The sequence below is a fragment of the Streptomyces hokutonensis genome (assembly GCF_042751305.1).
GTDB lineage: Bacteria > Actinomycetota > Actinomycetes > Streptomycetales > Streptomycetaceae > Streptomyces > Streptomyces hokutonensis_A.
In genome coordinates, this window is record NZ_JBHYWD010000021.1 from 42,021 (window position 1) to 65,201 (window position 23,181).

Consider the following 23,181-nt stretch of genomic DNA (forward strand, 5'->3'; position numbering starts at 1 on the left):
GTCGGGGCGGATCCTGCCCTACTGACTTTCCCGCCGCAGGGGCGACCGCCAACTCACCGTCGTGCCCGCGCCGTCGTACACCCTCAGCCGTACGGCGTCCCGGCCGTCCGGCAGCGGAGTCGTCACGTCGACCGTGATCTCCAGACGCGACGGGTGGGAGACGCCGGGTTGGCGTGACGCAGTGGCCAGGGCGCGGCGCAGGGCGGCGAGGAGCCGGGTCGCCACCTGATCGGGGACGAGCGTGTCCACCGGGCCCTTGAAGCGGGTCGGGGGCTGGAACCCGAGGGTGGCCGCCGCCTCCCGAAGTACCTTGCCGCGCAGGCCCGTTGGCGCTTCGGCCGGTGGCTGTTGCAGGGCGAAGATCGCCGTGCGGACCTCCTGGACCGTCGACTGGAGTTCGTCGACGGCGCGTCCGACGACGTCGTGGGCCGGGTCGTCCGGTCCGCCCCTGCGCTGCGCGGACTCCAGCAACATGCCGGTGGCGAACAGCCGTTGGACGACCAGGTCGTGCAGGTCGCGGGCGATACGGTCGCGGTCCTCGTAGACGGCGAGCCGTTCCCGGCCGTGCTGCGCGTCGGCCAGGACCAGGGCAAGCGCGGCCTGGGACGCGAACTGCGTTGCCAGCGACCGTTCTACGGCCGTGTAGGGGCGGTCGCCCGGGCGGCGGGGGAGGGCGAGCGTCCCGATGAGACGGCCCCCGGCCTGGAGCGGCAGCATCATGCTGGGGCCGAACCGGTGCCGTACATGCGTCGTCATGCGCGGGTCGGTCGCCGAGTCGTCGATGAACACCGGTTCGCCGCCCAGGAGTTGGACCAGGACGGGGCTGCCCGGCGCGATGGTCGTGCCGACGATGTCGCCCGGGTCCTCGAAGGCGGAGGCGGTGACGATCTCCATGCCGCCCGCGGGGGTGGGCTGGAGGATCACGCCCGCGGCGGCGTCGGCGAGAGCCCGGGCGCCCTCGGCGACCGTCGTCAGCGCGTCGGCCGCCCGCTCGCCGGTGAGCAGCGCGGTGGTGACGGCCGCCGCGCCCTCGATCCAGCGCTCGCGGTGCCGGGCCGTCTCGTACAGGCGGGCGTTGCCGATCGCGATGCCGGCCTGCGCGGCGAGGACCTGCAGCAGCTGTTCGTCCTCGGCGGTGAAGAGGGCGGCGGGCCGCTTGTCGGCCAGGTGGAGGTGGCCGAACACCTCGTCGTGGACGGGGATCGGCACGCTGAGGACCCCCTCAGGCGGCTGCTCTGCCCCGCCGGTGCGGATCTCGGTGAGGCCGTCCTGCCCCGGGTCCGTCGTGCCGAGCGCCGCGTACCGCGCGCCGGTCAGCTCGGCCGCGCCGTCCACGATGTGCTGGAGCGTGGTGCGCAGTTCGAGCTCGGAACCTACGCTCAGGACGGCTTCGAGCAGGCGGGAGAGGTCGGGGGCGCCGTCGCGCGGGCCGTCCGGGTCCGGGCTCAGGCGGTCGCCAGCGGGTCCAGGACCAGCGGCTCGATCTTGCCCTCCAGCATGTAGCCCAGGCCCTGTACGGCGCACACGTCCGGCCGCTCGGCGATGTGCACCGGCATGCCCGTCGCCGCCCGCAGCATCTGGTCGAGACCGGGGAGCAGGGCGCTGCCGCCGACCATCATGATCCCCCGGTCGGCGAGGTCGGCCACCAGGTCGGGCGGGCAGTTGCGCAGCACCCGGCCGATGCCGTCGAGCACGGCGGTCAGCGGGGTCTCGATCGCGTCCCGTACGGCGGCGGTGTCGACCTGCACGGAACGGGCGAGACCGGTCGCCACGTCCCGCCCGTGGATCTCGGTCAGGGCCGGGCCGTGCGGGGTGAGACCGTTGCCGGAGAGGGCGAGCTGAAGTGGCCGTACGGACTGGCTCGGGAGCATCAACTCGTGCTCGTGGCGCAGGTGTTGGACGATCGCGTGGTCGACGGCCTCGCCGCCCACCGGGATGCGTTCGGCGGTGACGATCGAGCCGAGGGAGAGCACGGCGACCTGGGTCGCGGCGGCCCCGCACACCATGATCATGGTGGCCTCGGGCCGCTCCACCGGGAGCCCGCAGCCCACGGCGGCGGCGATCAGCGTGTCGACCAGCTCCACCCGGCGCGCCCCGAGCCCGACCAGTGTCTCGATCGCGGCCCGCTGCGCCAGCGGATCGGCGTCGTGCGGGGTGCAGGCGGCGGCCCGCAGCCGGGGCTTGCGGCGCAGCGCGCGGCGCACCTTGTCGCCGATCAGGTGCCGCAGCATGCGCTGCGCCATCTCGATGTCGACGACGGTTCCGCCGGAGACGGGCCTGACCACGCGAATGTAGTCGGGCGTACGGCCCGTCATCTTCTCCGCGAACTCTCCTACGGCGATCAGCGCGCCGGTCCGTGTGTTCACGGCGGCGGCGGACGGCTGGTCGACGACGAGCCCGGCGCCCTTGACGTAGACACGGGTGCGGGCGGCTCCCAGGTCGACGGCGAAATGGCAGCGTCGCAACTGCTCCAGACTGACGGTCATGGAAGGTTCTCCCGAGAGCGGACCGGGGCGTCGCCGGGCGGCGGGCCTCTTTCGCATCGTGCGGGGGCGGGGCGGTCGGCGCGCCTTGTGGTGGGCCGGGCGGGGTGCGGCTGAATGGGGGTATTTGTCTGTTATGTCTTAAGTAAGGAACGCGTAAAGACTGCTGGAGGGTGCCCTCATGACAGCCCGTCGCTCACCCGGGCCCGGTCCTGATCACCCCCAGCCCCGCCAAGTCCTCCGGACGGACGCGGAGTTGGTCCGCCGTCCGCTCCGTCTCCGCCGGCGCCCGTTTCAGGATCGCGGTGGCCAGCTCCGGGGCGATCACCGAGAAGTAACTGTCCGGCGTGGCCCAGGTGTTGCCCGGCGCGGCCAGCGCCAGCGCACCCCCGGAACCACCCTCGCCGATCAGCAGCGTGGTGACCGGCACCCGGGCGGAAGCCACCGCACCGAACAGATCCGCGATAGCGGCACCCGCCCCCTCCCGCTCCGCCGCGGCGTCGTTCGCCGCGCCCGGGGTGTCCACCAGCGTCAGCACCGGCACCCCGAGCCGGTCCGCCAGCCGGATCAGCCGCGCGGCGGTCCGATACCCGGCCGGCCGCGTCGCCGTCCCGGCCTGCGCGGCAAACGCGACGGCCCGCCCCGCCCGCTCCCCGAACCCGCACAGCAGGCCCGCGTCGGTACCACCGCACCGGTCCCCGCTGATCGCCAGCCGGTGCGTGAAGTAGGCGTCCAAGTAGCACTCGGCACGCGGGCGTTGAGGCGAACGGGCACGCTGCACGGCTTCCCAGCCGGTGCCCGGGAGGTCGTTCACCCCCAGAGGGACCGGCACCGGCGCCCGCCCCTCCCACGGAGTGGTCAGCAGCCGCAGCCAGCTCCCCAGGGTCTCCCGCAGTTTCTCCGGTTCCACGATCGCGTCGGCCGCGCCCGCCGCGACCTGGGCCTCGGCCGTGTACGCCGCGGGGTCCGCGTCCGGTGGGCGGACCCGGGAGCCCGCGAAGCCGACCTGGGCGCCGGGCAGTGCCAGGATCACATCGGCACCCGCGCCCAGCGTGGCCCAGCCGCCGCCCGTGGTCGGGTCGCGCAGTACCGCGATCTGGGGGAGGCCGGCCTCCCGGGTGAGCGCCGACTGCCGTGCCACGCGCTGGAGTTGGGTGAGGGCGATCATGCCCTCCTGCATCCGGCTGCCCCCGGTGGCGATCAACGGCACGACCGGCAACCGGTGTTCACGGGCATACGTGTACGCCGACTCCAGCCGGTCCCCGGTCCGCTCGCCCAATGAGCCGCCCAGGAAGCCGAACTCGAAGGCGATCAGCACCGCCCGTGTGCCCCCGACCGTCGCCGTGCCGCACACCACCGACTCCGACTCGCCGGTGCGGTCGGCGGCGCGGGCCCGCGAGGCGTCGTAGCCCTGCCAGGCGAGGGGACCGTCGGGCCCCGACTCCCGTACGGGGTAGGGGAGTTCGGTGAAGGTGGAGTCGTCCGTGACGAGGGCCAGGGTCTCGCGGGCGGACAGGCGGTCAGTCATGGGTCAGGGCGCGCTTGAGGATCTTCCCCATGTCGTTGCGGGGGAGCGCGGAGAGGTGGTGGACGACGCGGGGGCGCTTGTGCGGGGCCAGGCGGCCGGCCACATGGTCGGCCAACTCGGCCAGTTCCGGCGGGGATTGGGGGTCCGCCGGCACGATCCAGGCCACGATCCGCTCGCCCAGGTCGGGGTCCGGTTCACCGGTGACGGCGGCCTCGCGCACCCCGGGGTGTTCGAGCAGCGCGTTCTCGATCTCACCGGCGCCGATCTTGTAACCCCCGCTCTTGATCAGGTCGGTGGCCTTGCGGCCGACGATCCGGACATAGCCGTCGGGGTCGCGCACGGCCATGTCCCCGGTGCGGAACCAGCCGTCGGCGGTGAAGGCCGCGGCCGTCGCGTCGGGCCGGTTGAGGTACTCGGTGAACAGGTTCGGCCCGCGCACCTGGATCTCGCCCACGCTCTCGCCGTCGTTCACCGGAAGAGGCGTGCCGTCCTCCTCGACCAGTCGCAGTTCCACGCCCGGCAGCGGGACCCCCACCGTCCCCGCGCGCGGCTCGCCGTCCGCCCGGACACTCGTGTTCATCAGGGTCTCCGTCATGCCGTAGCGCTCGATCACCCGGCGGCCGGTCGCCGACGCGATCCGCTCGTGGTCGTGGACCGGCAGCGCGGCCGAACCGGAGACCAACAGCCGTGCCCGGGCAAGGGACTTGGCGAGTCCGGGGTCGCCGGGGAGGGTCTCCGCGATGCGGTGGTACATCGTCGGGACGCCGAACAGCATGGTCGCCCCGTCGTTCAGCTCCCGCGCCACACCCTCCGTGCCGAACCGGCCCAGGTGCCGCACCGAGCCGCCCCGCCGCAGCGGCCCGAGGATGCCCAGCACCAGTCCATGCACATGGAACAACGGCAGCCCGTGCACGAGCACGTCCTCGCCGGTCCACTGCCAGGCGTCGGCGAGCGCGTCCAGCGTCGTGGCGATCGCCCGGCGCGGGAGTACGGCGCCCTTGGGCGGGCCGGTGGTGCCGGAGGTGTAGATGACGAGGGCGGGGTCCTCGTCGTCCGGCGAGACGGCCGGACCCTCGCCCCCGACACCCCGCACGTCGACGTCGACGCGCTCCAACTCCCCGAGCACGGTGGGCAGTTCGTCACCAGGAGCCGCCAGCACCAGCGCCGGCGCACTGTCCGCCAGGATGTGCCCCAGCTCCTTGTCGCCCGACTTCGGGTTGAGCGGTACGGCGGCCACGCCCGCCCGCAGCGCGGCGACCACCGCGACGGCTGTCTCCAGCGAGCTGGTGGCCCATACGGCGACCCGGTCGCCGCCCGCGCACCGGGCCGCGAGGGCGTCGGCTGCCGCGCCCAGCTCCGCGTAGGTCAGGGAACGGTCACCGAACCTGAGGGCGGGCTGCTCGCCCGGGTTCGTCAGGGCCGGGAAGAGGGTGGACACGCGGCGTACTCCTTAGCCATCGGGGCATGGGTCCCCGGACCTCAGGGGACACCCCCGTTCCTACACCACGTCCGCCACCACACAACTGATGTTGTCCGGACCCCCGGCCGCGTTCGCCGCGTCGACCAGGGACCGTACCGTCTCCTCCGGGTCCTGGCCCGCGGTGAGGAGTTCGCGGATCCGGTGCTCCGGGACGACCGAGGTCAGGCCGTCGGAGCACAGGAGATAGCGGTCGCCGCGGCGGGTGTCGTGGAGTTTCAGGTCGGGGTCGCCGGTCGCCAACGCCTTGAGCAGCAAGGCGCGTTGGGGGTGGGAGCCGGCCTCCTCAGGCGTCAGCCGGCCCTCGTCGATCAGCGACTGGACGACCGAGTGGTCGTGGGTGATCCGGAACAGCCCGCCCTCGCGCAGCAGATACGCGCGCGAGTCCCCGATGTGCACGAGCGCCAGCTGCGAGCCCGTCCACAGCAGCGCGGTCAGGGTCGTGCCGTTCTCTTCGGGATCGGCCACGTCACGGACCGCGTCGGTGGCGTCCCGCACCGCCTCCTCCAGGAGGTTGAGCACATTTCCCGCCGGCACCTCCTCGGTGTCCAGGAAACGCAGCGCCTCCACGGCCGCGCTGCTCGCGGGCCCGCCCGCCGGTCCGAACCCGTCGGCCACCGCGAGCAGCCGCGCGCCCGCGTAGGCGGTGTCCTGGTTGGCGGGGCGGACCAGCCCGCGGTCAGAGTGGGCGGAGTAACGCAGTTCGAGCATGGTGGTGTCCTTTCCCGGTACGGCGGCCACGGCCGCCACGGCCTCGAGTTGGTCGACGAGGAACCAGGCGAGATCCCGCCGTACCGCCGTCTCCGCCTCGACCCGGGCCCAGAAGGCACGGATCTCACGGGCGGCGGCGGCCGGTTCGAGGGCGCACACCTCACGGATCGCGGCCAGCGGCATGCCCAGCCGCCGCAGCCACGCGACCAGCCGCGCCCGCTCCAGCTGCTCGACCGCGTAGTAGCGGTATCCGGTGTCGGGGTCCACGCGCGCGGGCCGCAGCAGTTCCAGCTCGTCGTAGAGCCGCAGCGCCTTCGGTGACAGCCTGCACGCCCGCGCGAAGGCCCCGATCGTCAGCATGCTCATGCAGACCCCCTGTCTCTCCGGGTCTCTCCGGTTCCGCCACCGATGCTGGGGCTTCACCGGGGGTGAAGGTCAATCCGGTTGCCCCGGTCGCGGGGGCCGTGGTTACCCTGCCGAAACGATCTACCACCGTACGAAGCTGGAGGCTCCCGTGCCCCGAATCGCGCTCGCCACCTACGACCCCGGATCCGAGCCCGGCAAGGACCGCGACCTCCCGGTGCTGGTCGAGGCATTGCGGGCGGCCGGGGCGGAGGCCGTCGCCGTGCCGTGGGACGACGAGGAGACCGACTGGGGCGGCTACGACCTCGTCCTCATCCGCTCGACCTGGGACTACAGCTGGCGGGCGGCCGAGTTCGTGGCCTGGGCGGAGCGGGTCGGCAAGGCGACACGGCTCGCCAATCCGGTCCAGGTCGTGCGCTGGAACACCGACAAGCGCTACCTCGGCGACCTCGCGGCGGCCGGCGTGCCCGTCGTACCGACCCGCTATCTCGCCCCGGGCGACCCGGCCGACCTCCCCGACGACCACGAGTACGTCGTCAAGCCGACCTCCGGCGCGGGCGCCCGCTTCGCCGCCCGCTACACACCCGACGAGCACGAGACGGCCGTACGACAACTGGAGCGCATGCACGCGGAGGGGCTCACCGCGATGGTCCAGCCGTACCTCACGAACGTGGACGTCAGCGGGGAGCGGGCGCTGCTGTTCTTCGGCGGGCGGTACGTCCACGCCTCCCGCAAGGGCGCCGTGCTCTCGCGGGGCACGGCCTACGACGACGACAAGGTGTCCCACCCGGACCTGGAGCCGTGGACCGCGACCGAGGCCGAACTCGCCGTCGCCGAACGGGCGTTGGCCGCCGTACCGGACGCGCCGGAACTGCTGTACGCCCGCGTGGACCTGGTGGACGGGCCGGACGGACAGCCGTGCGTGATGGAACTGGAGCTGGTCGAGCCGAACCTCTTCCTCGATCTGCATCCGGGGTCGTTGGCCGTGGTGGTGGACGCGGTGCTCGCCGCCGCTAGTCGCTGATCGCCGTTCTCTGGAGCAGGCCCCAGGTGAACTCGGCCGTGCAGCGGTGCCGTACGCCCCGCGCGTCCGGGGCGGTGAAGGCGAGGCCCCAGCGGGTGGGGGCCGTGCCCTCCAGGGGGCGGGCGGGGGCGAAGGCGCGGGCCGCCTCGTCGACCGTGCAGGACCAGGGGGTCAGGTCGTCGAGGGTGTGGAGGGCGGGGCCTTCGGCACCCGGGGCGCGGACCAGCCATTCGTTCCACACGGCGCCGTTCGGGGCGGTGAGTACCTCGAAGCGGAGGTCGGGCCAGAGGGGGAGCGGCCACTGCCGGGCCTCGCACTCCAGGTCGCCGATCTTGCGGCTCACGGTCGACTCCGGGGCGCCGAGGATCGAGCGGTAGCGGGAGGCGGCGGCCCGCCCTCTTGGGGAGTGCAGCATGGCCTGCCAGCGCCTGTTGGCCTCGCGCATGTCGGCGATCGAGACGCCCAGCTCATGACGGGCGTCCTCGACCAGGTCCGGGTTGTGGTCCGCCATGCGGCGCAGCAGGACGAGTTGGAAGTCGAGGGGGCTGAAGGGGCTCGCGGGGCGTTTCGGGTCGGGCATGCGATCCATCGTCGCGCACGGCACCGACATCGGGGCCGCGGCCACCGGGACCGCGGCCGTCGGGGAGGAACAGGACCGAGTTGACGTAACGGGGGCCGCGGGAGAAGGGCAGGACACGGCGCAGCAGGCCTTGCGAGACGACGTACGACGTCCGGGCCTGGTGCTCCTCCAGAGGGAAGGCCGACAGTCGGACCCAGTCCCGGTTCCTGTCCGGGAGGACCCAGCCCTCGTAGCCCAGCAGCGACAGATAGGTGACGACCGGCGCGATCGGCTGGATGCGGGACTCCAGTTCGACGAAGAGCGCGGGGCGGTCGCGGGTCAGGAGGCCGGTCGCGCCGTGCAGGACGGCCAGTTCGTTGCCGTCCACGTCGATCTTGATGAAACCGACGTCCTTGAGGCCGAGCCCGTCGAGCGTGACGCAGGGGACGTGCAGCGCGCGGGCGTGGATGTCCCGGCGGACCAGTGACGACACACCCCGGTCGCCCTCGTCGTCCGGCGGCAGCCACAGGCGGGCGGTGCCGGGGCGGTCGGAGGCGGCGGCCGGGACCACCCGGGCGTGCGCGGGGGCGGCAGCGGCGAGCAGTCGCGCCAGGTGAGGGACCGGTTCCACGGTCACGACCTGGCGCGCGTGTCTCCACAGGCGGTGCGTCCAGGGGCCGTACCAGCCGCCGACGTCGACCGCCGTGCCGCAGTCGGGCGGCAACAGGTCGTCCAGGCGGGCCAGTTCGGGTTCGAAGCGGGGATAGACGGCGCGGGCGGTGGCGGCGACCAGGCGGGTGGGGAGGAAGGGTGCGAGGCGGGCGGTGAGAGTGGTTGTCATGGGGCCATCCGTTCGAGGAGTTCCAAGTGCTCCTCGTCGTCGGTCACTTGCTCTCCGGACGAGGGCAGGAGCTGGGGGATGCCGTCGACGATGGGGTAACGGCGGCGCAGGCGCGGGTTGTAGAGGGCGTCCGTCGGGAGCAGGTGCAGCGGGCCCTTGTCGAGCGGGCAGGCCAGGATCTTCAGCAGGGGGTCGTCCGGGTTCATGGGGGACTCAACTCCTTGGCCTCGACCGGTTCTTGAGGCGCGTTGTCGTGCTTCGGCATGGTCAGCAGGACGGTGACCGCCAGGATCGTGCCCCCGATCCGCAGGGCGAGGCGCAGCGGGTCGTGCGGCAGCGCCTCGCCGAACGCGAGCGTGCCGAGCACCGCCGTGAACAGGCTCGTCACCGTCGTACAGACCGGCACGATCAGCGAGGCGCGGCAGCGCTGCAGCGCCGCCTGGGACATCACCAGGCCGAACGCGCCCGTACAGAGCAGGAGATACGGGTACGGGGACCGCAGCAGGTCGACCACCGCCCCGCCCAGGTCACTTGTGGTCAGGAAGCTCGACACCCCCTTGATGGCGAGCGAGCTGACCCCGTACAACAGGCCCACCGCCACGCCGTATTCGACGCCCGTGGTGGGCAGCCGGTGCCGGTGGGCCGCGCGCCGCTCGGTGGACCGGTACAGCCAGACGCCGGCCGTGAGCGAGGGCACGCACACCAGCAGGATCAGCGGATAGGGCGCGGCGCGGCTGACGTGGTCCGAGCCCTCCTTCAGCGACAGTACGACCATCAGCAGGGCGGCGAGGATCGCGCCGAGCGCGTACCGTTCCCGGCCGCTGGTCCGCTCACCGAGCATCCGCGCGGACAGCAGCACCAGCAGCACAAGACCGGACACGAAGATGCCCTGCGCGGCGGCGATGGGCAGCGTCCGGTACACGGCGAGCTGCGCGCCGAACCCGGCGGCGAGGGCGAGGGATCCGCCGATCCACAGCGGGCTGCCCAGCACCAGCCGCAGCAGCCTGGCCGGTTGACGGACCGTCACCTCGGGCAGTGCCGTGAGCGCCCGTTTCTCCAGCACGAACCCGGTGCTGTACAGCACGTTCGCCAGCAGGGCCGCGGCCACTCCCCACCACACGGCCGCGCCCCCTAAGTCTTCCGCGCGTGCAGCAGCAGGATCGACGCCAACTGCGGTCTGGCACAGGCCAGTCGGTCGAAGGGGCGCAGTGGGCGCGGTACGCCGTGGAAGGGGGCGCCCTTGAGTGCTACGACCTCGAAGCCGGCCGCCGTCACGAACTCCCGTAGCGCGCGCGGGGTGTAGAGCCGCAGATGTCCTACGACCTCCTTGCCCGGGCGGCCGTGGATCGCGCGCAGGCTCACCTCCGAGAACACGGGCTGGACGCCGGCGAGCAGCAGGGCGCGGTTGTACCAGGCGGCCAGGTTCGGTGTGGACAGCATGAGATGACCTCCCGGGCGCAGGACCCGGCGGATCTCGGCGAGCGCCGTGTCCGGGTCGACGAGATGCTCGATCACCTCGCTGAACAGCACGGCGTCGGCGACGGCCGTCCGCAGCGGCAGCGCGGTGAGTTCCCCACGGACCGTGTACGGCAGGTGGGTTCGGGCTCGGGTCAGCGCGTCCTGGGACCAGTCGACGCCGATGACGCGGTGGCCGGTGAGGAGGGGTGCGGCGGTGGCCGCCGCCGTGCCGTCGCCGCAGCCGATGTCGAGGACCGTGCGGGGGTGTTCGGTGGGCGGGCCCAGCGCGGTGGCCAGGACGCGGGCCTGGCGGAGGGTGCGGGAGGGGCCGGAGGCGACCGGGACGGCGGGGTTCTCGTAGAAGTCGCGGAGGCCGGGGTGGTGCGGGGCGGTGGTCGTCATGCCTCGTGCTCCTCCGTCGTGTGCAGGTAGTGCTCGAACAGGTCGCGGAGGTGGGCGCCGTCGCCGGGGCCGAGGAGGGTGCGCGACCAGCGTAGGGCGACGTGCAGCTTTCCGGCGGTGGAGGCGGTGGTCACGGTGAACCCGCGGGGCATCCTCGCCGGGGCCGAGAACCACACGGCGTGCGCGCGGCCCGTCGTGCTGCCGAAGTCCAGGGCGTACGGGATACGGCCGATGTTGCTCAGGAGGGTGGTCGAGGTCCAGGGCGCGGCTGCTCTGCGCAGGCCCCGGGTGAGGGTGGCCCGCCAGGCGACGGGGACGACGGGGGCAGTCAACAGGGCTGCTCCGTAGCCCAGTTGGGGGCGGGGGAGGGCTTTCAGCGCGCGGGTGCGGGTCGCCGTGCGGTGGAGCAGTTCGCCCATCTCGGCGGGGTCGGTGGTCAACTCGTCCGGCGCGAAGGTGACTTCGACGAGCCTGGTGCCGTTGCCGATGGGCATGTCCGTGCCCCGGGGGCGGTCGTCCACGGGCATCGTGATGCGCAGTGGGCGAGGGTGTGCGCCGTGCTCGCGGTTCCAGTGGGCGATCATCAGGGCCGTCGCGACCATGAGTTGGTCGTTCACGGTGTACGGGGAGCCCTTGGGGCGGCGCGGGACGCCGAGCTCGGTGAGGAGGAGGCCGTTGCCGCCGGGGGAGGGGTCGGGGGTGCCGGGGGCGACACGGGCGGGCGGGGTCCACACGGAGGGGGTGGCCGTGGGGGGTTCGGGGGTGTCCGGAGGGCGGGTCGGCGGGGCGGTCGGGGCGTGGGTGGGGTGGGGGGGCGCCCCCCACCACGAGGGCCGCGCAGGGGCCGAGGACCGGGGGGGGGCCGCGGGGGGGGGGGGGGGGGGGGGGGGGGGGGGGGGGGGGGGGGGGGGGGGGGGGGGGTTTGCCCTCGCCCCCGTACCGCTCGGGGGGGGGGCCCCGCACACGGAGGCAGGCGGGGCCGTCGAGGGCGGTGTGGTTGACGGTGAGGAGAAGTGCGGTGCCGTGGGGGAGTTCGACGGCTTCCAGGCGGATGGGCGGGGAGGCGGTCAGGGGTGGGGTGTGGTCCAGGGAGCGGGTGCGGGCGTGTTTGAGGGCGTCGGGGGTGGCGGGCGTAAAGGTCATCACCTCCACGTCCGGGTCGTCGGTCAACTCCCATTCGTAGCGGCGGCGGTACCAGGGGCCCGGGGCCTCGCGCATGAGGATGCGGGGGTGGTGGTGCAGGGCCTGGGTGAAGGCGGTGCGGAGGCGTTCGGGGTTTACGGGGCCTGGGAGGTGGACCTCTATGTGGACGGTTTCCGGTTCGGTGGACTGGTGGCAGTGGCGCGCTATTTCGTCGACTGTGGGGAAGGGGATGCGGGTGGGGGAGCGGGGGTGGTCGAGTGTGGTCATTGGGGGGCGTCCTTTTGGCGCGGGTCGGTGGGGGCTGGGTGCGCCCGCGCGGCGGAGCCGCTGATGTCACGGGCCCGCGCCCCTGACGGGTCTTCGCCGTGGGGCGTCTGGCTGTTGCCGACTGCTGGCCCGGTGGGGGCTGGGTGCGCCCGCGCGGCGGAGCCGCTGATGTCACGGGCCCGCGCCCCTTCGGGGGCGCCTTGTGCTGGCGTCGGCCGAGACTCCTGGCGGTCCGGGCCGCGTGCCGAGATCGTGGGGCCGGACTCGATCGGCCCTGGGCCCTCGCCGGCGTGCAGCTCCTCCCAGGTACTTGGCTTTCCCTCGCCCCCCGACGGCTCGCCCATCGCGCTTGTCCCCCGCTCTCTTTGTGGGAGAGGCGGGGCGGGTGCCGTTTCCGGGTCCCGCCACTCCCGTACGCTCACCAGGGCCGCGAACAACCCGATCAGCGCGAGGAGTTGGGCCGCGCGGCTGAACGCTCCCTCGCCCGCGCCCACCGGGTCGCCCGCCCCCGTCGCCGCAACGATCCCCGCACCCGCCAGTGCCACGAACGCGATCGGGACCAGCAGCGCGTGGCGGCGATACGCAAGCAGTGCGAACGCCGGTACCAGTAGGGCGAACCAGCCCGCGATCACCACTCCCACCAGCGTCAGTGCCACCGTGCCCAGCCACAACCCCGGGAGGGGCGGGGGTGGTTGGGGCTCGTCGGGGTTGGGTTCGTGGCGGCGCCAGATCACCAGGGCCAGGAGGACGGCCACGGCCGCTCCGCTGCCGATGAGGCCGGCCTCGTACGTCGTTGCCGGGGTGTAGGACAGCTTGATCGTGCCGCCCGCGCCTGCGGGGACGCGCCAGCCCTGTTGCCAGCCGTCGAGGCGGACCGGGGACAGCTCCTTGCCGTTGAGGGTGGCTTTCCAGCCGTCGTTGTAGTTCTCGTACGTGGTGAGGTAGGAGGCCGTGCCCGAGCCGACCGCCACCTCTCGGCGGTCGCCCAGCCAGTCCACGACCCGTAGGTCCCGACCGGTGTCCGTCGCCGGCGTGACACTTCCTCGGGTGAGTGTCACGTCTGTCAGGGAGAGGGGTCCCGCGTCGCCCGCCTCGACCCGGTGGGTGCCCGAAGTCAGCTCCAATGCCGGGTCGGTCCGGCCCTCCTGACAGAGCGTCACATCAACCGCCCGGCGTTCGGTCAGGTCCCGTACCGTCCCCGTCAGGCCCGTCTGGTACAGCTCGCCGTCGACCGCCACCACCGGCCCCTTTCCGCAGGCCAGCGTGAACGTGCGGGTGGGGTCGGGCTGGGGGGTCCGGTACTGGTCGAGGGCCGGGATGTAGGCCTCGGTCAGGCCCACCGGGAGTTGGAGGTTCTCGTCGGCGACAGGGTTGTGGAGCGTGAGCGCGGCCGTCTTCGTGATCGTGATGTCGAGGTGGTCCGTGGTGATGGGATCGAAGCGGACCACGCCGTTCTCGTCGACGCCGGCGATCGTCGCGCCGTCGGGCGAACTGATGTCGACCTCGGTCGCCCGGGTCGAGAGACCGCCCGCGGGCGCCAACACCACTTCGCCCACGGCCTGTTTGCCGGTCCAGGACAGATGGATGGTCGGACGGTCGCCCGCCACCCAGCCCGTCGTCAGGTCGCCGTCCGTCAGGTTGCGGGCCGAGAGGCCCGCCCCGAGCGCGGCGGTGGAGTCCGCCGTCGCCGTGATGCGGTGCTGCTGCGCGGGGGCCACCTCGTAGAGGAGTTTGTCCAGCTCCTCGCCGGGGATCGCCACCGCGCTCGCCTTCATCTCGTACGTTCCCGCCGTCGACGTCGAGAACGTGCGGTGCAGGCCCGCTTCCGTCCCCGTCGGGGAGAGTCCGGTCGGGTCGGCCGTGCGGTGCAGGGAGATGATCTCGGCGGCCGAGTCGGAGCTGTTCGCGTCGGTGGGGAGTTTCAGGAGCCGGGTGACCTGGACGTGCGGCAGGGCGATCTCGGAGAAGCCCGCGCCGGTGAGTCCGGTGCGGCGGGCCACCGAGTCGACGATCGTCAGCTTCATCCAACTCGTCGTGCCCGAGGGGGCTTTGACCGTCTGCGTCATGCCGTTCGGCTGGAGGTAGCTGGTCACCGAGCCCTTCGCCGTCTCCACCCGCACCTCCGTGGCCGCCGCCCGCACGCTCTCCTGCGGGAGCGGGGTCACCTTGAACGAACCCGGCATGTCGTACGACCCGCCCGTGAAGCCGATGCGCAGCCACTGCCCGTTCGGGGAGCCCGCCGTGCCCTCCGCCCACGCGGTGTCGGGGTTGCCGTCGAAGGCGTTCACCGGGTCGAACTGGGGCAGCTGGAACAGCCAGTTGCCGCTGGAGGACGCCGTCACCGAGCGGGCTCCGCGCAGCTCGGCCACCGTCTGATGGGCGAGGCCCTTCGTCGGCAGGATCTGCTTCGGCTTCTTGCCCGCGTCCTGGACGGCGTCCGGCGCGTTGCGTTCGTCGGGGGTGTACGTGTACGAGGTGTTGGCGTCGACCAGGCCGAACCGGGTGTCCGCTCGGCGCAGTCCGTCGCCGAGGATCTGGAGCGCCGGGGAGCCCAGCCCCGGGTGGTTGTCACCGGTCAACACCGTTGCCCTGCCCCGGAGTTCGGTCGCGAGGGGCAGCAGGGACTCCGGTCCGCCGGAGACCACCGCGGTGTCGGCCACCGACGTCAGCCCCGCCTGGCCGGGGCGCTGGACGTCCTTGCTCGTCGGCTCGTAGATCTCCACCGCCCGCCGGCGCGGGTAGAGGCCCTCTACCTGGAGCGGGGTGCCGTTGACTATCCGGCCGCCGGTCATGACCGGGCCGAGGCCGGTCACCCGCTGGTAGCCGGACTGTTCGAGGGTGCGTTTGACGGTGGTCGTCGGGACGTAACCGATCTGGTCGGGGTCGAGGTCGTTGCGGACGACGACGTAGTAGATGCCGGCCCGGCTCAAGTAGTCCGCCAGGCCCGGGACTTCGCCGCCGGAGTCCAGCGCCTGCTCCACCGCGTCCATCGCGCGCCGGTTGCCGGGGGTGCCCATCGGGACGTAGTCGCGCTCCGCCCAGCGGGAATTGGCCAGGACATCCAGGGGTTCGTCGATGGGCGAGCCCCAGGTGTAGATGCCGTGCGCGGTCGCCGGGACGACCAGGGCGCGTGAGTCGGGGGAGTACTTGTGCAGCCAATCGGCCGTGGACTGCCAGTACTTGGGGAGCTGCTGGAACGAACCCGGGTTCAGGATCGACCCGTTGAGATACGGCCACGCAAGTCCGGGGAGGACCAGGACCACCGCGATCAGCGGGGCGAGCCGACGCCCACGGACCGGGCGGGCGCCCCGCGACTCGGCGGCGACGCCCACCAGGTGGGCCAGACCGAGGACGAGCGCGAGAGCGAGCCCCGCCTGGAACTTGTAGATGTTGCGGAACGGGACGAGCGGGCCGTTCAGCCAGTCCTGCACCAGCCCGTGGAAGGGCGCCCCGAACGAGCCGCCGTACCCGGCGAACAGGATCAGCGCGACCGACACCGCGACCAGCACCAGCCAGCGCCGTTCCGGCATGTCACGCCGTGCGAGCCCCGCGAGGCCGAGCCCGGCCGCGAGTGCCGAGCAGACGATCACGATCACCGAGGAGGCGACCGTCCAGCCGGCCGGTATCCAGGCCTCGCCCAGATGCAGATAAGCGACCCAGTCACCGGCTCCGCGCAGCCCCTCCGTCGCCGACATGGTGTCCGTCGTGGTCTGCGAAGTCTCCACGTAGGGAAGGAAGTTCTCGCCGTAGACCCCGAGCATGAGGAGGGGGATCCACCACCATGCCGTAGCCAGCACGACCCCGGGCACCCACCAACCGATGAGCTTGCGCTGCCGTGGCCCGGCCGGGCGGGACAGCAGATACAGCCCCACCGGGAACAGGGACGCCAGGGTCGCCGCCGCGTTGACCCCGCCCATGAACGGCACGATCAGCGCCGAGCGCAGGGCGGCCACACGGGCCGTGCAGCGCTCGTCGGTCAGCGGCAGCAGGACCCAGGGCAGGAAGGCGCCGGGCAGCGCGGCGGCCGACGTGGAACCGACGACGATCGTGAACACCGGCCACAGCGCATAGGTCACGGCGGCGAGCAGCCGGGACGCCGGGCTCCCGACCCGCAGCCGCTCGGCCAGCCGCAACGCGCCCCAGAAGGCCACCGAGACGACCAGTGACAGCCACAGCCGTTCCGCCAGCCACACCGGCAGGTGCACGGCGTGCGCCAGCCAGTAGAACGGCAGCATCGGCCAGAGATAGCCCGCGTACTGGTCCTGGATACCGCCGAAGGAACCCCGGTCGTGCCACAACTGCCCCAGATCGGACAGGAATTGGCCCGGGTCGACGATGACACCGAGTTTGGTGTCGAAGGTCTGCCGCCCCGGATGCACGGCCAGGAACAGCACGAACACCACGGCCCAGAACCCCAGTAGCCAGCGCCACGACCTCGGACCCTCCGGGGGCCCGGCCAGGGTCGTGCTGGTGGGATCGGCCGCCGGGGGCGGAGCCTGGACCGTGGTCGCCGTCATCGTGGACACCGCCGGAGGATGAGAAGGAGGTTCCAGGTGGCCAACTCCCTTATCCCGGGCGCCTTGACGACGGCTCGGTCGAGGAAGGGCCAGTAGCGGGACCGCGCCGCGACGACCGTCACGTCGTCGCGGGCACGGACCTGCCGCAGGGTGGCACCGATGTGCACGGCGAACAGGTTCTCGCCGAGCGTGTGCTTGGCGGCCTTGCCGGTACGGCGCCGATAGCGGGCCCGAGCGCGCTCGGCGCCGAGGTAGTGCCAGGGCGCCCACTCGTGACCGCCCCACGGGGACAGCCAGTTGGTGAACGACACATAGATCAGCCCACCGGGGCGGGTCACCCGCGCCAGCTCACTGAGAAACGTCTGCGGATCGGCCACGTGCTCAAGGACGTTGGACGAGAAGGTCACATCGGCGACCCCGTCGGACAGGGGGAGGAGATAGCCGTCCGCGACGACCGTCCCGTCGGGCGGCTTCTGCCCCAACTCCCGTACGTCCGGCTCGAAGAGATAGGCGTGGGCCCCGCGCCGCCGGAACTCCTCGGTGAAGTAGCCACTGCCACCGCCGACGTCCACGACTGTGCGCCCGGTGACAGGTCCGTCGTAGGCCTCGACCTGATCGGCGGCGTCGCGCGCGAGCAGCGAGTAGCAGGACTCGGGGTCGTCCTGTTCGTGCAGGAAGGCCCGGAACAGAGCCACCGACCTCCGTAGGGAAGGGTCCTTGGGGCCGGTCACGACCCCCAGCCCCTCACCGCCTCAGCGGCGACAGCCCGGAACTGTCTCACCGTCCGATCCCAGCGATAGCGAGCCGCCCGGTCACGCGCGGCCTTCCCCATGGCCTCACGCCGACGCCCGGACAGAGCCAAGGTGCACCAGGCCGCCGCGAAGGACGACTCCCCCCGCGCCAGTACCCCGGTCTCCCCGTCCACGACGGAATCCCGCAGCCCAGGCACATCGAACGCGATCGCCGGCGTCTCCCGGGCGGCAGCCTCCGTCACCACCAGCCCCCACCCCTCCAGCGCGGACGGATGCAGCAACAGCCAGGCAGCGCAAAGGAGTTCGTGTTTCCGCGACTCGGAGACATGCCCGGTGAACTCCACACCGGGCCCCGCGAGTTGCTCCAGCCGCTCCCGCTCGGGCCCGTCGCCGACGATCAGAAGGCGCCCGCCGACCACGGGACGTACCCGCTCCCACAGCCGCAGCAGCAGATCGATCCGCTTGTACTCGACCAGCCGGCCCACCGCCACGAACAACGGTTCCGGCGAGCGCTCGGCACAAGGACCGGGTTCCTCGACTCCGTTGTGGACGACCCGGATCCGCTCCCGCTCGATCCCGATCCCGCGCAGCGCGTGCGCGGTGGAGGGAGAGACCGCGACCAGCAGACCACGATGCTGCGCCCCGGTCAGCGCCCACTGTTCGAGCCGCCGACCGATCCGGGCCGCCGGGGCCATCGGCCCGTCGAACCGCATCTTCCACACGTCCGTGTGGACGTGGTTGACCAGGCAGATGGTGGGCCCGTGATGCCAGACGGGAGCGAAGTAGGGCATGCCGTTGCACACCTCGACCAGCAGATCGCAGCCACCGATCCGCCGGCTGAACGTCGTACGGGCACGCAGGTAGTGGCCGTAGGTGCCGCCCGCCGACACCACCCGGTAGTCGCGGTAGGCCGCGGGGCCGCCGCACAGCAGGGTCACCTGGTGGCCGAGTCGGGTCAGGCCGTCGGCGAGTCTGTCCACGAGGAGTTCGGAGCCGCCGGCCGAGGGATTGTCGAGATCCCGGTGGGCGAGGAACACGATGCGGCGCGGTTGCGGCACCGGCATCGCGTGGTGCTGCGCGGCCGGCGGGGACGCGGTACGCAGCGGGTGGTGGGGCACGTGCTGGGGCATGGGTGCTCCAACTCGTCTCGGGGTGCGGAACTCTGCGGGGGACATAGAAGGGCAAGGGCGGGCAAGGGCGGGCAAAGGGCGGGCGCGGTGCGGGAGTTCTGTGGGCGGGCTGTGTGCGGGTGGGTGGACAGTTTTCGCTTCGGCGTTCCCGACGGCTACTCACCCGCGTGACAATTTCGGGGGTTATTAGAACTGACGTCACGTCACATCGTGGGTGGATACTCGGGCGAAGCGGGCGATTCGGGGCGTCGGCGTCCGCGTACCACCAAAACAACCCCCGCCACGGCGAGGACGAATCCAGCCACAGCGGTACCGATCGGCAACGACTGCCCCACCAGCCGCAGTTGACCGCTCTCCTGCTTCGCCAGTTTCACCTGTTCCTTCTGCGTGGCCGTGGTGAACGCGAGCTTGTCGGCGTCGAGGAGGAGCACCGCGTCGTAGGAGTGACCGGGGGCGCGCAGGGTGCGGCGGGGGCCGGTCTGGGCGTAGATCACCCGGCCGGTGCGCTGGTCGACGACCAGCTCGATGCCGTGGTTGGAGTACCACTCCTCGGCCAGGATCTGGGGGGAGGTGGGCTGGTCGACGAGGCTGCCCGGAACCAGCCGGGTGCCGATCTTCGTGGGCGGGACCGTGCCCTTGAAGACGTAACCCGAGTAGCCCTGCACCTTCTTGGTCCCCGAGTAGCGCAGAGTGACCGTCCCGCCAAGGGAGTTGTCCCACCACTGGTACGGCTGTTTCCGCACGTCGAAGGGGAACTTCAGGTAGGCGTCGCCCTCGAAGTACGGGTTCTCGTGGCAGCAGTGCACCGGCCTGTTGGTCTTACGGTCCGTGACCCAGCGGTTGGGGAAGAACTCCAGCGCGTCGTGCGGATCGGCGGCCGGGAGGGACTTGTCGGTGTCGACGGTCGTGGTGACGTCCCACACCGCGTCCCCGCTCTTCTCGCTGTCCGCGACATCGCCGCGCACCTGCTGGGTGACGGTGATCCGCCGGTCGTCCACGGTCCGCAGCTCGCCGGTGTCGAAGTAGCTTCCGGTGCCCCGGTACACGGCGGTCGTGTCGATGTCGATCGGCGTCACGGCGGCCCGCGGCTCGACGTACCACGCCAGCAGCGGCGCCAGGACCAGCAGAAACGTGCCAAGTCCCAGGAGAATCAAGGAAAGTGGAGAGGCTGTACGGCGCATCCGGACACTCCAGTGGAAGGTGGTGAGGAGTTCGGGCCGGCCCTTGGGGCGGGAACCGTAGGCGCCCCTTGACGGAGTGTCAATGTCTGCCGACACTGGGCCGACGGGCAGGGGCGGGCGCACGGACCTCAGGACAGAGAGGCTGACCCTGCGATGTCCAGACTGCTCGCCGCCGTACTCACCATGGCTCTCGCCGCCGCCCTCGCCGTCGGCGCCGCGCTCGGCATCGTCGCGCTGCTCGACGCCAGGCCCGACCAGCCGAACACGCCCCTGATCACGTACGAGCAAGCGGGTCAAGGGAGTTGACCCCATGGCCGCTCGACCGGCGACCGTGACGGCACGCTCGGCATGGCTCGACGTGCCACGCCCCCAGGTGCGCGAGTTCGCCGCGATCGCCATGGCCGAGGCGCCCGCGCTCGCCGAGGAGATCCTGCGGGAGATCCGCCGCGAGCACCCCCAACTGCCCCTGGTTCTCGACGACTCGGGCGAACCCATGGCTCTGATCGGGATCCGCCGTGCCATCGAGGTCTTCGTCCAGCATCTGGAGACCGCCGAGGGCCGCCCGACCGTACCGCCGGGCGTCTTCCAGGAGTTCGGGCGCGGCGAGGGCCTCAACGGCCGCAGCCTCGACTCGCTCCAGGCGATCTACCGCATGGGCGTACGGCTCGCCTGGCGGCGCTTCGCCGAGATCGGCCAGCGCGTGGAGATCCCACCGCCCGCGATGTACGAACTCGTCGACGCGGGCTACGAGTACCTGGACGGGCTGGTCGACCAGTCCGTGCGCGGCTACGCGGAGGCCGCCGCGAGACAGGCGGGGGAGCGGTTGCGCCTCCAGCGGCGGCTGATGGAGCTGCTCCTCGCCGAGCACCACCGCGGCGACCCGGCCGAGGCCCTCTCCGAACGCGCCGCCCGCATCGGCTGGCCGCTGCCCGACAAGGTCTCCGTCGGTGTGCTGCTGCGCCCGGCCCGCGAGGCGGTCGCCCCCGCCGTGGGCCAGGAGGTCCTGCTCGACATGGAGTACGAGCAGCCCCGCATGGTCGTCCCCGAACCGGACGCGGCCGGCCGCCCCGAGCTGCTGCACCGCGCGCTGACCGGCTGGGCGGGTGCGATCGGGCCGCCGGTGCCGCTGGCCGACGCGGTGAAGTCGGCGCGCTGGGCCGAGGCCGCCGTAGGGCTGATGGAGCGGGGGCTGTTGCCGGCCGGAGGGGTGCTGTACTGCACCGAGCACACCGAGGCGCTGGTCCTGCTCCAGCCCGAGGAGCTGATCGACGATCTCGCGCTGCGGTGTCTGGCGCCGCTCGCGCACTGCGGGCCGACGCACGGGCGGCGGCTCGCGGAGACCCTGCTCGCCTGGCTGGAGACCCGGGGCGGGGCGCCGGAGGTGGCCGCGCGGCTCGGTGTGCACCCGCAGACCGTGCGCTACCGGCTGCGTCAGATCCGTGAACTCTGGGGCGGCGAGATCGACGATCCCGACCGGCGCTTCGAACTCGAACTCGTCCTGCGGGCGCAGCGGTTGAGGGGTGCGCTGGGTGATCCGCGGGGCCGGCGGTAATCAGGCGATCACCCGACCATTGCCCGTGCAACCCTCTATGGCTAGCCTGTGTTCGTTATCCCGATCGTCAGTTGAAATCTCGAACACGCCAGTCGATACCACTCTCAGAAGGGGGCCGGTGTGGGACGCCTCGTACCTGCCGTGACCCGGGCTCTCGACATCCTTGAGCTCTTCCTCGACGGGGACGGGACGCTCTCCGCCCCCGACATCGTGCGCAAGCTGCAACTGCCGCGCACCACCGTGCACGAACTCGTCACCACGCTGTCCGCCCGGTCTTACATCGTGCCCGTGCCCGGACAACCCGGACGCTACCGGCTCGGAGTCCGTCCGTACCAGCTCGGGAGCCGTTACGCCGAGCAGCTCGACCTCGCCGCCGAGGGCCAGCAGGTCGCCCGGTCCGTCGCCGAGACCTGTGACGAGACCGTGCATGTGGCCATCCTCGAAGGCACCGACGTCATCTACATCGCCAAGGTCGACTCCACGCACGCGGTGCGCATGGTGTCGGCGGCCGGCCGCCGGCTGCCCGCCCACTGCACCTCCGTGGGCAAGATGCTGCTGGCCTCCCTTCCCGAGCCGGAACTCACCGCCCGTATCCCCGCGGGCGCGACGCTGGTCGCGATGACGCCCAACAGCATCGTCGAGCCGGACGCCCTGCGCGAGGCCCTCGCCGAGATCCGGCAGCGCGGGGTCGCGGTCGAGAGCCGCGAGTCCAACCCCGACGTCTCCTGCGTCGCGGCCCCGGTCCGGGACCGCACCGGCCAGGTCGTCGCCGCGCTCTCCATCTCCGTGCCCATGATCCGCTGGAGCGACGAGCGGCGTGACGAGCTGGAGCAGCTCGCCGTGAAGGGCGCGGCCGAACTGTCGGAGCGACTCGGGCACCGGAGCGTGGCATGACGTACGAAGTGGCGGTACGCGCCGAGGCCACCCTCGGCGAGGGGCCGACGTGGGACGCGGCGGCCGGTCGGCTGATCTGGATCGACATCCTCGGCTCCAGGGTCCACACGTACGACCCCGCGACCGGCGCGCGCACGGTCCGCGTGACCGAACAGCACGTCGGTGCGGCGAAGCCCCGGGCCGGCGGAGGGCTGGTCCTCAATCTCCGGGACGGCGTCGGGCTCGTGGACGAGGACGACGGGTTCCGGTGGCTCCACCGGGAGCCGGTTCCCGGCCGGCGCGCCAACGACGCGGCCGTGGCACCCGACGGCGCGTTGTGGGTGGGCACGATGCGCTACGACGAGGCCGCGTGCGGTGGCACGCTGTCCCGGATCACCGGGGACGGCTCGGTGCAGCTGGTCCTCGACGACGTGGCCGTCAGCAACGGGACCGGGTGGAGTCCGGACGGGCGGCTCATGTACTACATCGACTCGCCCACGCGGCGGATCGATGTCTTCGAGTACGCGGACGGGCGGGTTTCGAAGCGGCGGCGCTTCGCCGAGATTGAGGCGGGGGCCGGGTTTCCTGATGGGCTGACTGTCGACGCCGATGGGTGTGTGTGGGTGGCGTTGTGGGGTGGGAGTGCCGTGCGGCGGTATACGCCGGATGGTGAGTTGGAGCGGGTTGTTTCCTTGCCTGTGCCGTTGGTGACCGCGTGTGCGTTCGGTGGGGCGGACCTGACAGATCTCTACGTCACTACAGCTCGGGTGGGGCTCAAGTCGCCGCATCCTGTTGCTGGTTCGCTGTTGGTTGTGCCTGGGGCGGGGAAAGGGTTGGCGCAACCTGCGTTTGACGGGTGAGGGTTGAGTTGTGGGCGCGGGGCCGGTGGGTGCTGGTCGCGCAGTTCCCCGCGCCCCGAA

19 protein-coding genes and 1 pseudogene are annotated in these 23,181 nt (G+C 72.2%); 5 read left to right on the top strand and 15 right to left on the bottom strand.

Going from position 1 to position 23,181, the window contains the following annotated elements; genetic code table 11:
- Nucleotides 1-18 precede the first annotated feature (18 nt).
- The 5 genes from ACFXC1_RS38765 to ACFXC1_RS38785 all read right to left on the bottom strand — a co-directional run bounded on the left by ACFXC1_RS38765 (nt 19) and on the right by ACFXC1_RS38785 (nt 6,565).
- Nucleotides 19-1,449: a GAF domain-containing protein gene (locus tag ACFXC1_RS38765; protein ID WP_381252071.1), complete on the bottom strand. Its 1,431-nt coding sequence runs from the start codon at nt 1,447-1,449 to the stop codon at nt 19-21.
- On the bottom strand, nt 1,446-2,486 hold the full coding sequence (locus tag ACFXC1_RS38770) for a rod shape-determining protein (protein WP_019067023.1): 1,041 nt from the start codon (nt 2,484-2,486) through the stop codon (nt 1,446-1,448). Before ACFXC1_RS38770 ends, ACFXC1_RS38765 begins: the two co-directional genes overlap by 4 nt.
- 193 nt (nt 2,487-2,679) lie before the next feature.
- A complete protein-coding gene (locus tag ACFXC1_RS38775) occupies nt 2,680-4,011 on the bottom strand; it encodes a carboxyl transferase domain-containing protein (RefSeq protein WP_381251886.1) in 1,332 nt (443 codons plus the stop codon).
- Nucleotides 4,004-5,449, bottom strand: coding sequence for an acyl-CoA synthetase (locus tag ACFXC1_RS38780; protein ID WP_381251888.1), 1,446 nt, complete (start codon nt 5,447-5,449; stop codon nt 4,004-4,006). The genes ACFXC1_RS38775 and ACFXC1_RS38780 overlap by 8 nt, the downstream gene beginning before the upstream one ends.
- Before the next feature lie 60 nt (nt 5,450-5,509).
- A complete protein-coding gene (locus tag ACFXC1_RS38785) occupies nt 5,510-6,565 on the bottom strand; it encodes a MerR family transcriptional regulator (protein ID WP_381251890.1) in 1,056 nt (351 codons plus the stop codon).
- Between the two features lie 148 nt (nt 6,566-6,713).
- Between ACFXC1_RS38785 and ACFXC1_RS38790 the strand changes: the two genes are divergently transcribed.
- A complete protein-coding gene (locus tag ACFXC1_RS38790) occupies nt 6,714-7,586 on the top strand; it encodes an ATP-grasp domain-containing protein (protein WP_381251892.1) in 873 nt (290 codons plus the stop codon).
- Here the strand turns inward: ACFXC1_RS38790 and ACFXC1_RS38795 are convergent.
- The 10 genes and pseudogenes from ACFXC1_RS38795 to ACFXC1_RS38840 form a co-directional block, all read right to left on the bottom strand.
- Complete coding sequence (locus ACFXC1_RS38795) at nt 7,576-8,166, bottom strand: hypothetical protein (RefSeq protein ID WP_381251894.1); 591 nt, start codon at nt 8,164-8,166, stop codon at nt 7,576-7,578. The genes ACFXC1_RS38790 and ACFXC1_RS38795 overlap by 11 nt on opposite strands.
- Nucleotides 8,054-8,986: an FkbM family methyltransferase gene (locus ACFXC1_RS38800; RefSeq protein ID WP_381251896.1), complete on the bottom strand. Its 933-nt coding sequence runs from the start codon at nt 8,984-8,986 to the stop codon at nt 8,054-8,056. The genes ACFXC1_RS38795 and ACFXC1_RS38800 overlap by 113 nt, the downstream gene beginning before the upstream one ends.
- Nucleotides 8,983-9,192 (bottom strand): Trm112 family protein, encoded by a 210-nt coding sequence (locus ACFXC1_RS38805; RefSeq protein WP_381251897.1) that lies wholly within the window; start codon nt 9,190-9,192, stop codon nt 8,983-8,985. The genes ACFXC1_RS38800 and ACFXC1_RS38805 overlap by 4 nt, the downstream gene beginning before the upstream one ends.
- Nucleotides 9,189-10,094 carry a DMT family protein gene (locus ACFXC1_RS38810; RefSeq protein WP_381252073.1) on the bottom strand — a complete coding sequence of 302 codons (906 nt, stop codon included), beginning with the start codon at nt 10,092-10,094 and terminating at the stop codon, nt 9,189-9,191. Before ACFXC1_RS38810 ends, ACFXC1_RS38805 begins: the two co-directional genes overlap by 4 nt.
- Nucleotides 10,095-10,117: 23 nt before the next feature.
- Complete coding sequence (locus ACFXC1_RS38815) at nt 10,118-10,846, bottom strand: class I SAM-dependent methyltransferase (RefSeq protein ID WP_381251899.1); 729 nt, start codon at nt 10,844-10,846, stop codon at nt 10,118-10,120.
- Nucleotides 10,843-12,256 (bottom strand): annotated as a pseudogene (locus tag ACFXC1_RS38820) (condensation protein). Before ACFXC1_RS38820 ends, ACFXC1_RS38815 begins: the two are co-directional and overlap by 4 nt.
- Entirely contained in the window at nt 12,253-16,773 is a 4,521-nt protein-coding gene (locus ACFXC1_RS38825) for a DUF3367 domain-containing protein (RefSeq protein ID WP_381252075.1), read from the bottom strand. The pseudogene ACFXC1_RS38820 and the gene ACFXC1_RS38825 overlap by 4 nt, the downstream one beginning before the upstream one ends.
- A complete protein-coding gene (locus tag ACFXC1_RS38830) occupies nt 16,770-17,513 on the bottom strand; it encodes a class I SAM-dependent methyltransferase (RefSeq protein ID WP_381252077.1) in 744 nt (247 codons plus the stop codon). Before ACFXC1_RS38830 ends, ACFXC1_RS38825 begins: the two co-directional genes overlap by 4 nt.
- The gene (locus ACFXC1_RS38835; protein ID WP_381251901.1) at nt 17,501-18,655 is read right to left on the bottom strand and encodes a glycosyltransferase family 4 protein; all 1,155 of its coding nucleotides are present in this window, start codon (nt 18,653-18,655) and stop codon (nt 17,501-17,503) included. Before ACFXC1_RS38835 ends, ACFXC1_RS38830 begins: the two co-directional genes overlap by 13 nt.
- Before the next feature lie 203 nt (nt 18,656-18,858).
- Nucleotides 18,859-19,836, bottom strand: a complete 978-nt coding sequence (locus tag ACFXC1_RS38840) for a cell envelope lipid trafficking protein PgfA (RefSeq protein WP_381252079.1) — start codon at nt 19,834-19,836, stop codon at nt 18,859-18,861.
- Between the two features lie 153 nt (nt 19,837-19,989).
- Here ACFXC1_RS38840 and ACFXC1_RS38845 point away from each other — a divergent pair, with 153 nt between their 5' ends.
- The 4 genes from ACFXC1_RS38845 to ACFXC1_RS38860 all read left to right on the top strand — a co-directional run bounded on the left by ACFXC1_RS38845 (nt 19,990) and on the right by ACFXC1_RS38860 (nt 23,121).
- Nucleotides 19,990-20,142: a hypothetical protein gene (locus ACFXC1_RS38845; protein WP_362970637.1), complete on the top strand. Its 153-nt coding sequence runs from the start codon at nt 19,990-19,992 to the stop codon at nt 20,140-20,142.
- A 4-nt stretch (nt 20,143-20,146) separates the two neighbouring features.
- Nucleotides 20,147-21,388, top strand: a complete 1,242-nt coding sequence (locus ACFXC1_RS38850) for a helix-turn-helix domain-containing protein (protein ID WP_381251903.1) — start codon at nt 20,147-20,149, stop codon at nt 21,386-21,388.
- A 120-nt stretch (nt 21,389-21,508) separates the two neighbouring features.
- Nucleotides 21,509-22,282, top strand: coding sequence for an IclR family transcriptional regulator (locus tag ACFXC1_RS38855; RefSeq protein ID WP_381251905.1), 774 nt, complete (start codon nt 21,509-21,511; stop codon nt 22,280-22,282).
- Nucleotides 22,279-23,121 carry an SMP-30/gluconolactonase/LRE family protein gene (locus ACFXC1_RS38860; RefSeq protein ID WP_381251907.1) on the top strand — a complete coding sequence of 281 codons (843 nt, stop codon included), beginning with the start codon at nt 22,279-22,281 and terminating at the stop codon, nt 23,119-23,121. The genes ACFXC1_RS38855 and ACFXC1_RS38860 overlap by 4 nt, the downstream gene beginning before the upstream one ends.
- The last annotated feature ends 60 nt before the right edge of the window (nt 23,122-23,181 follow it).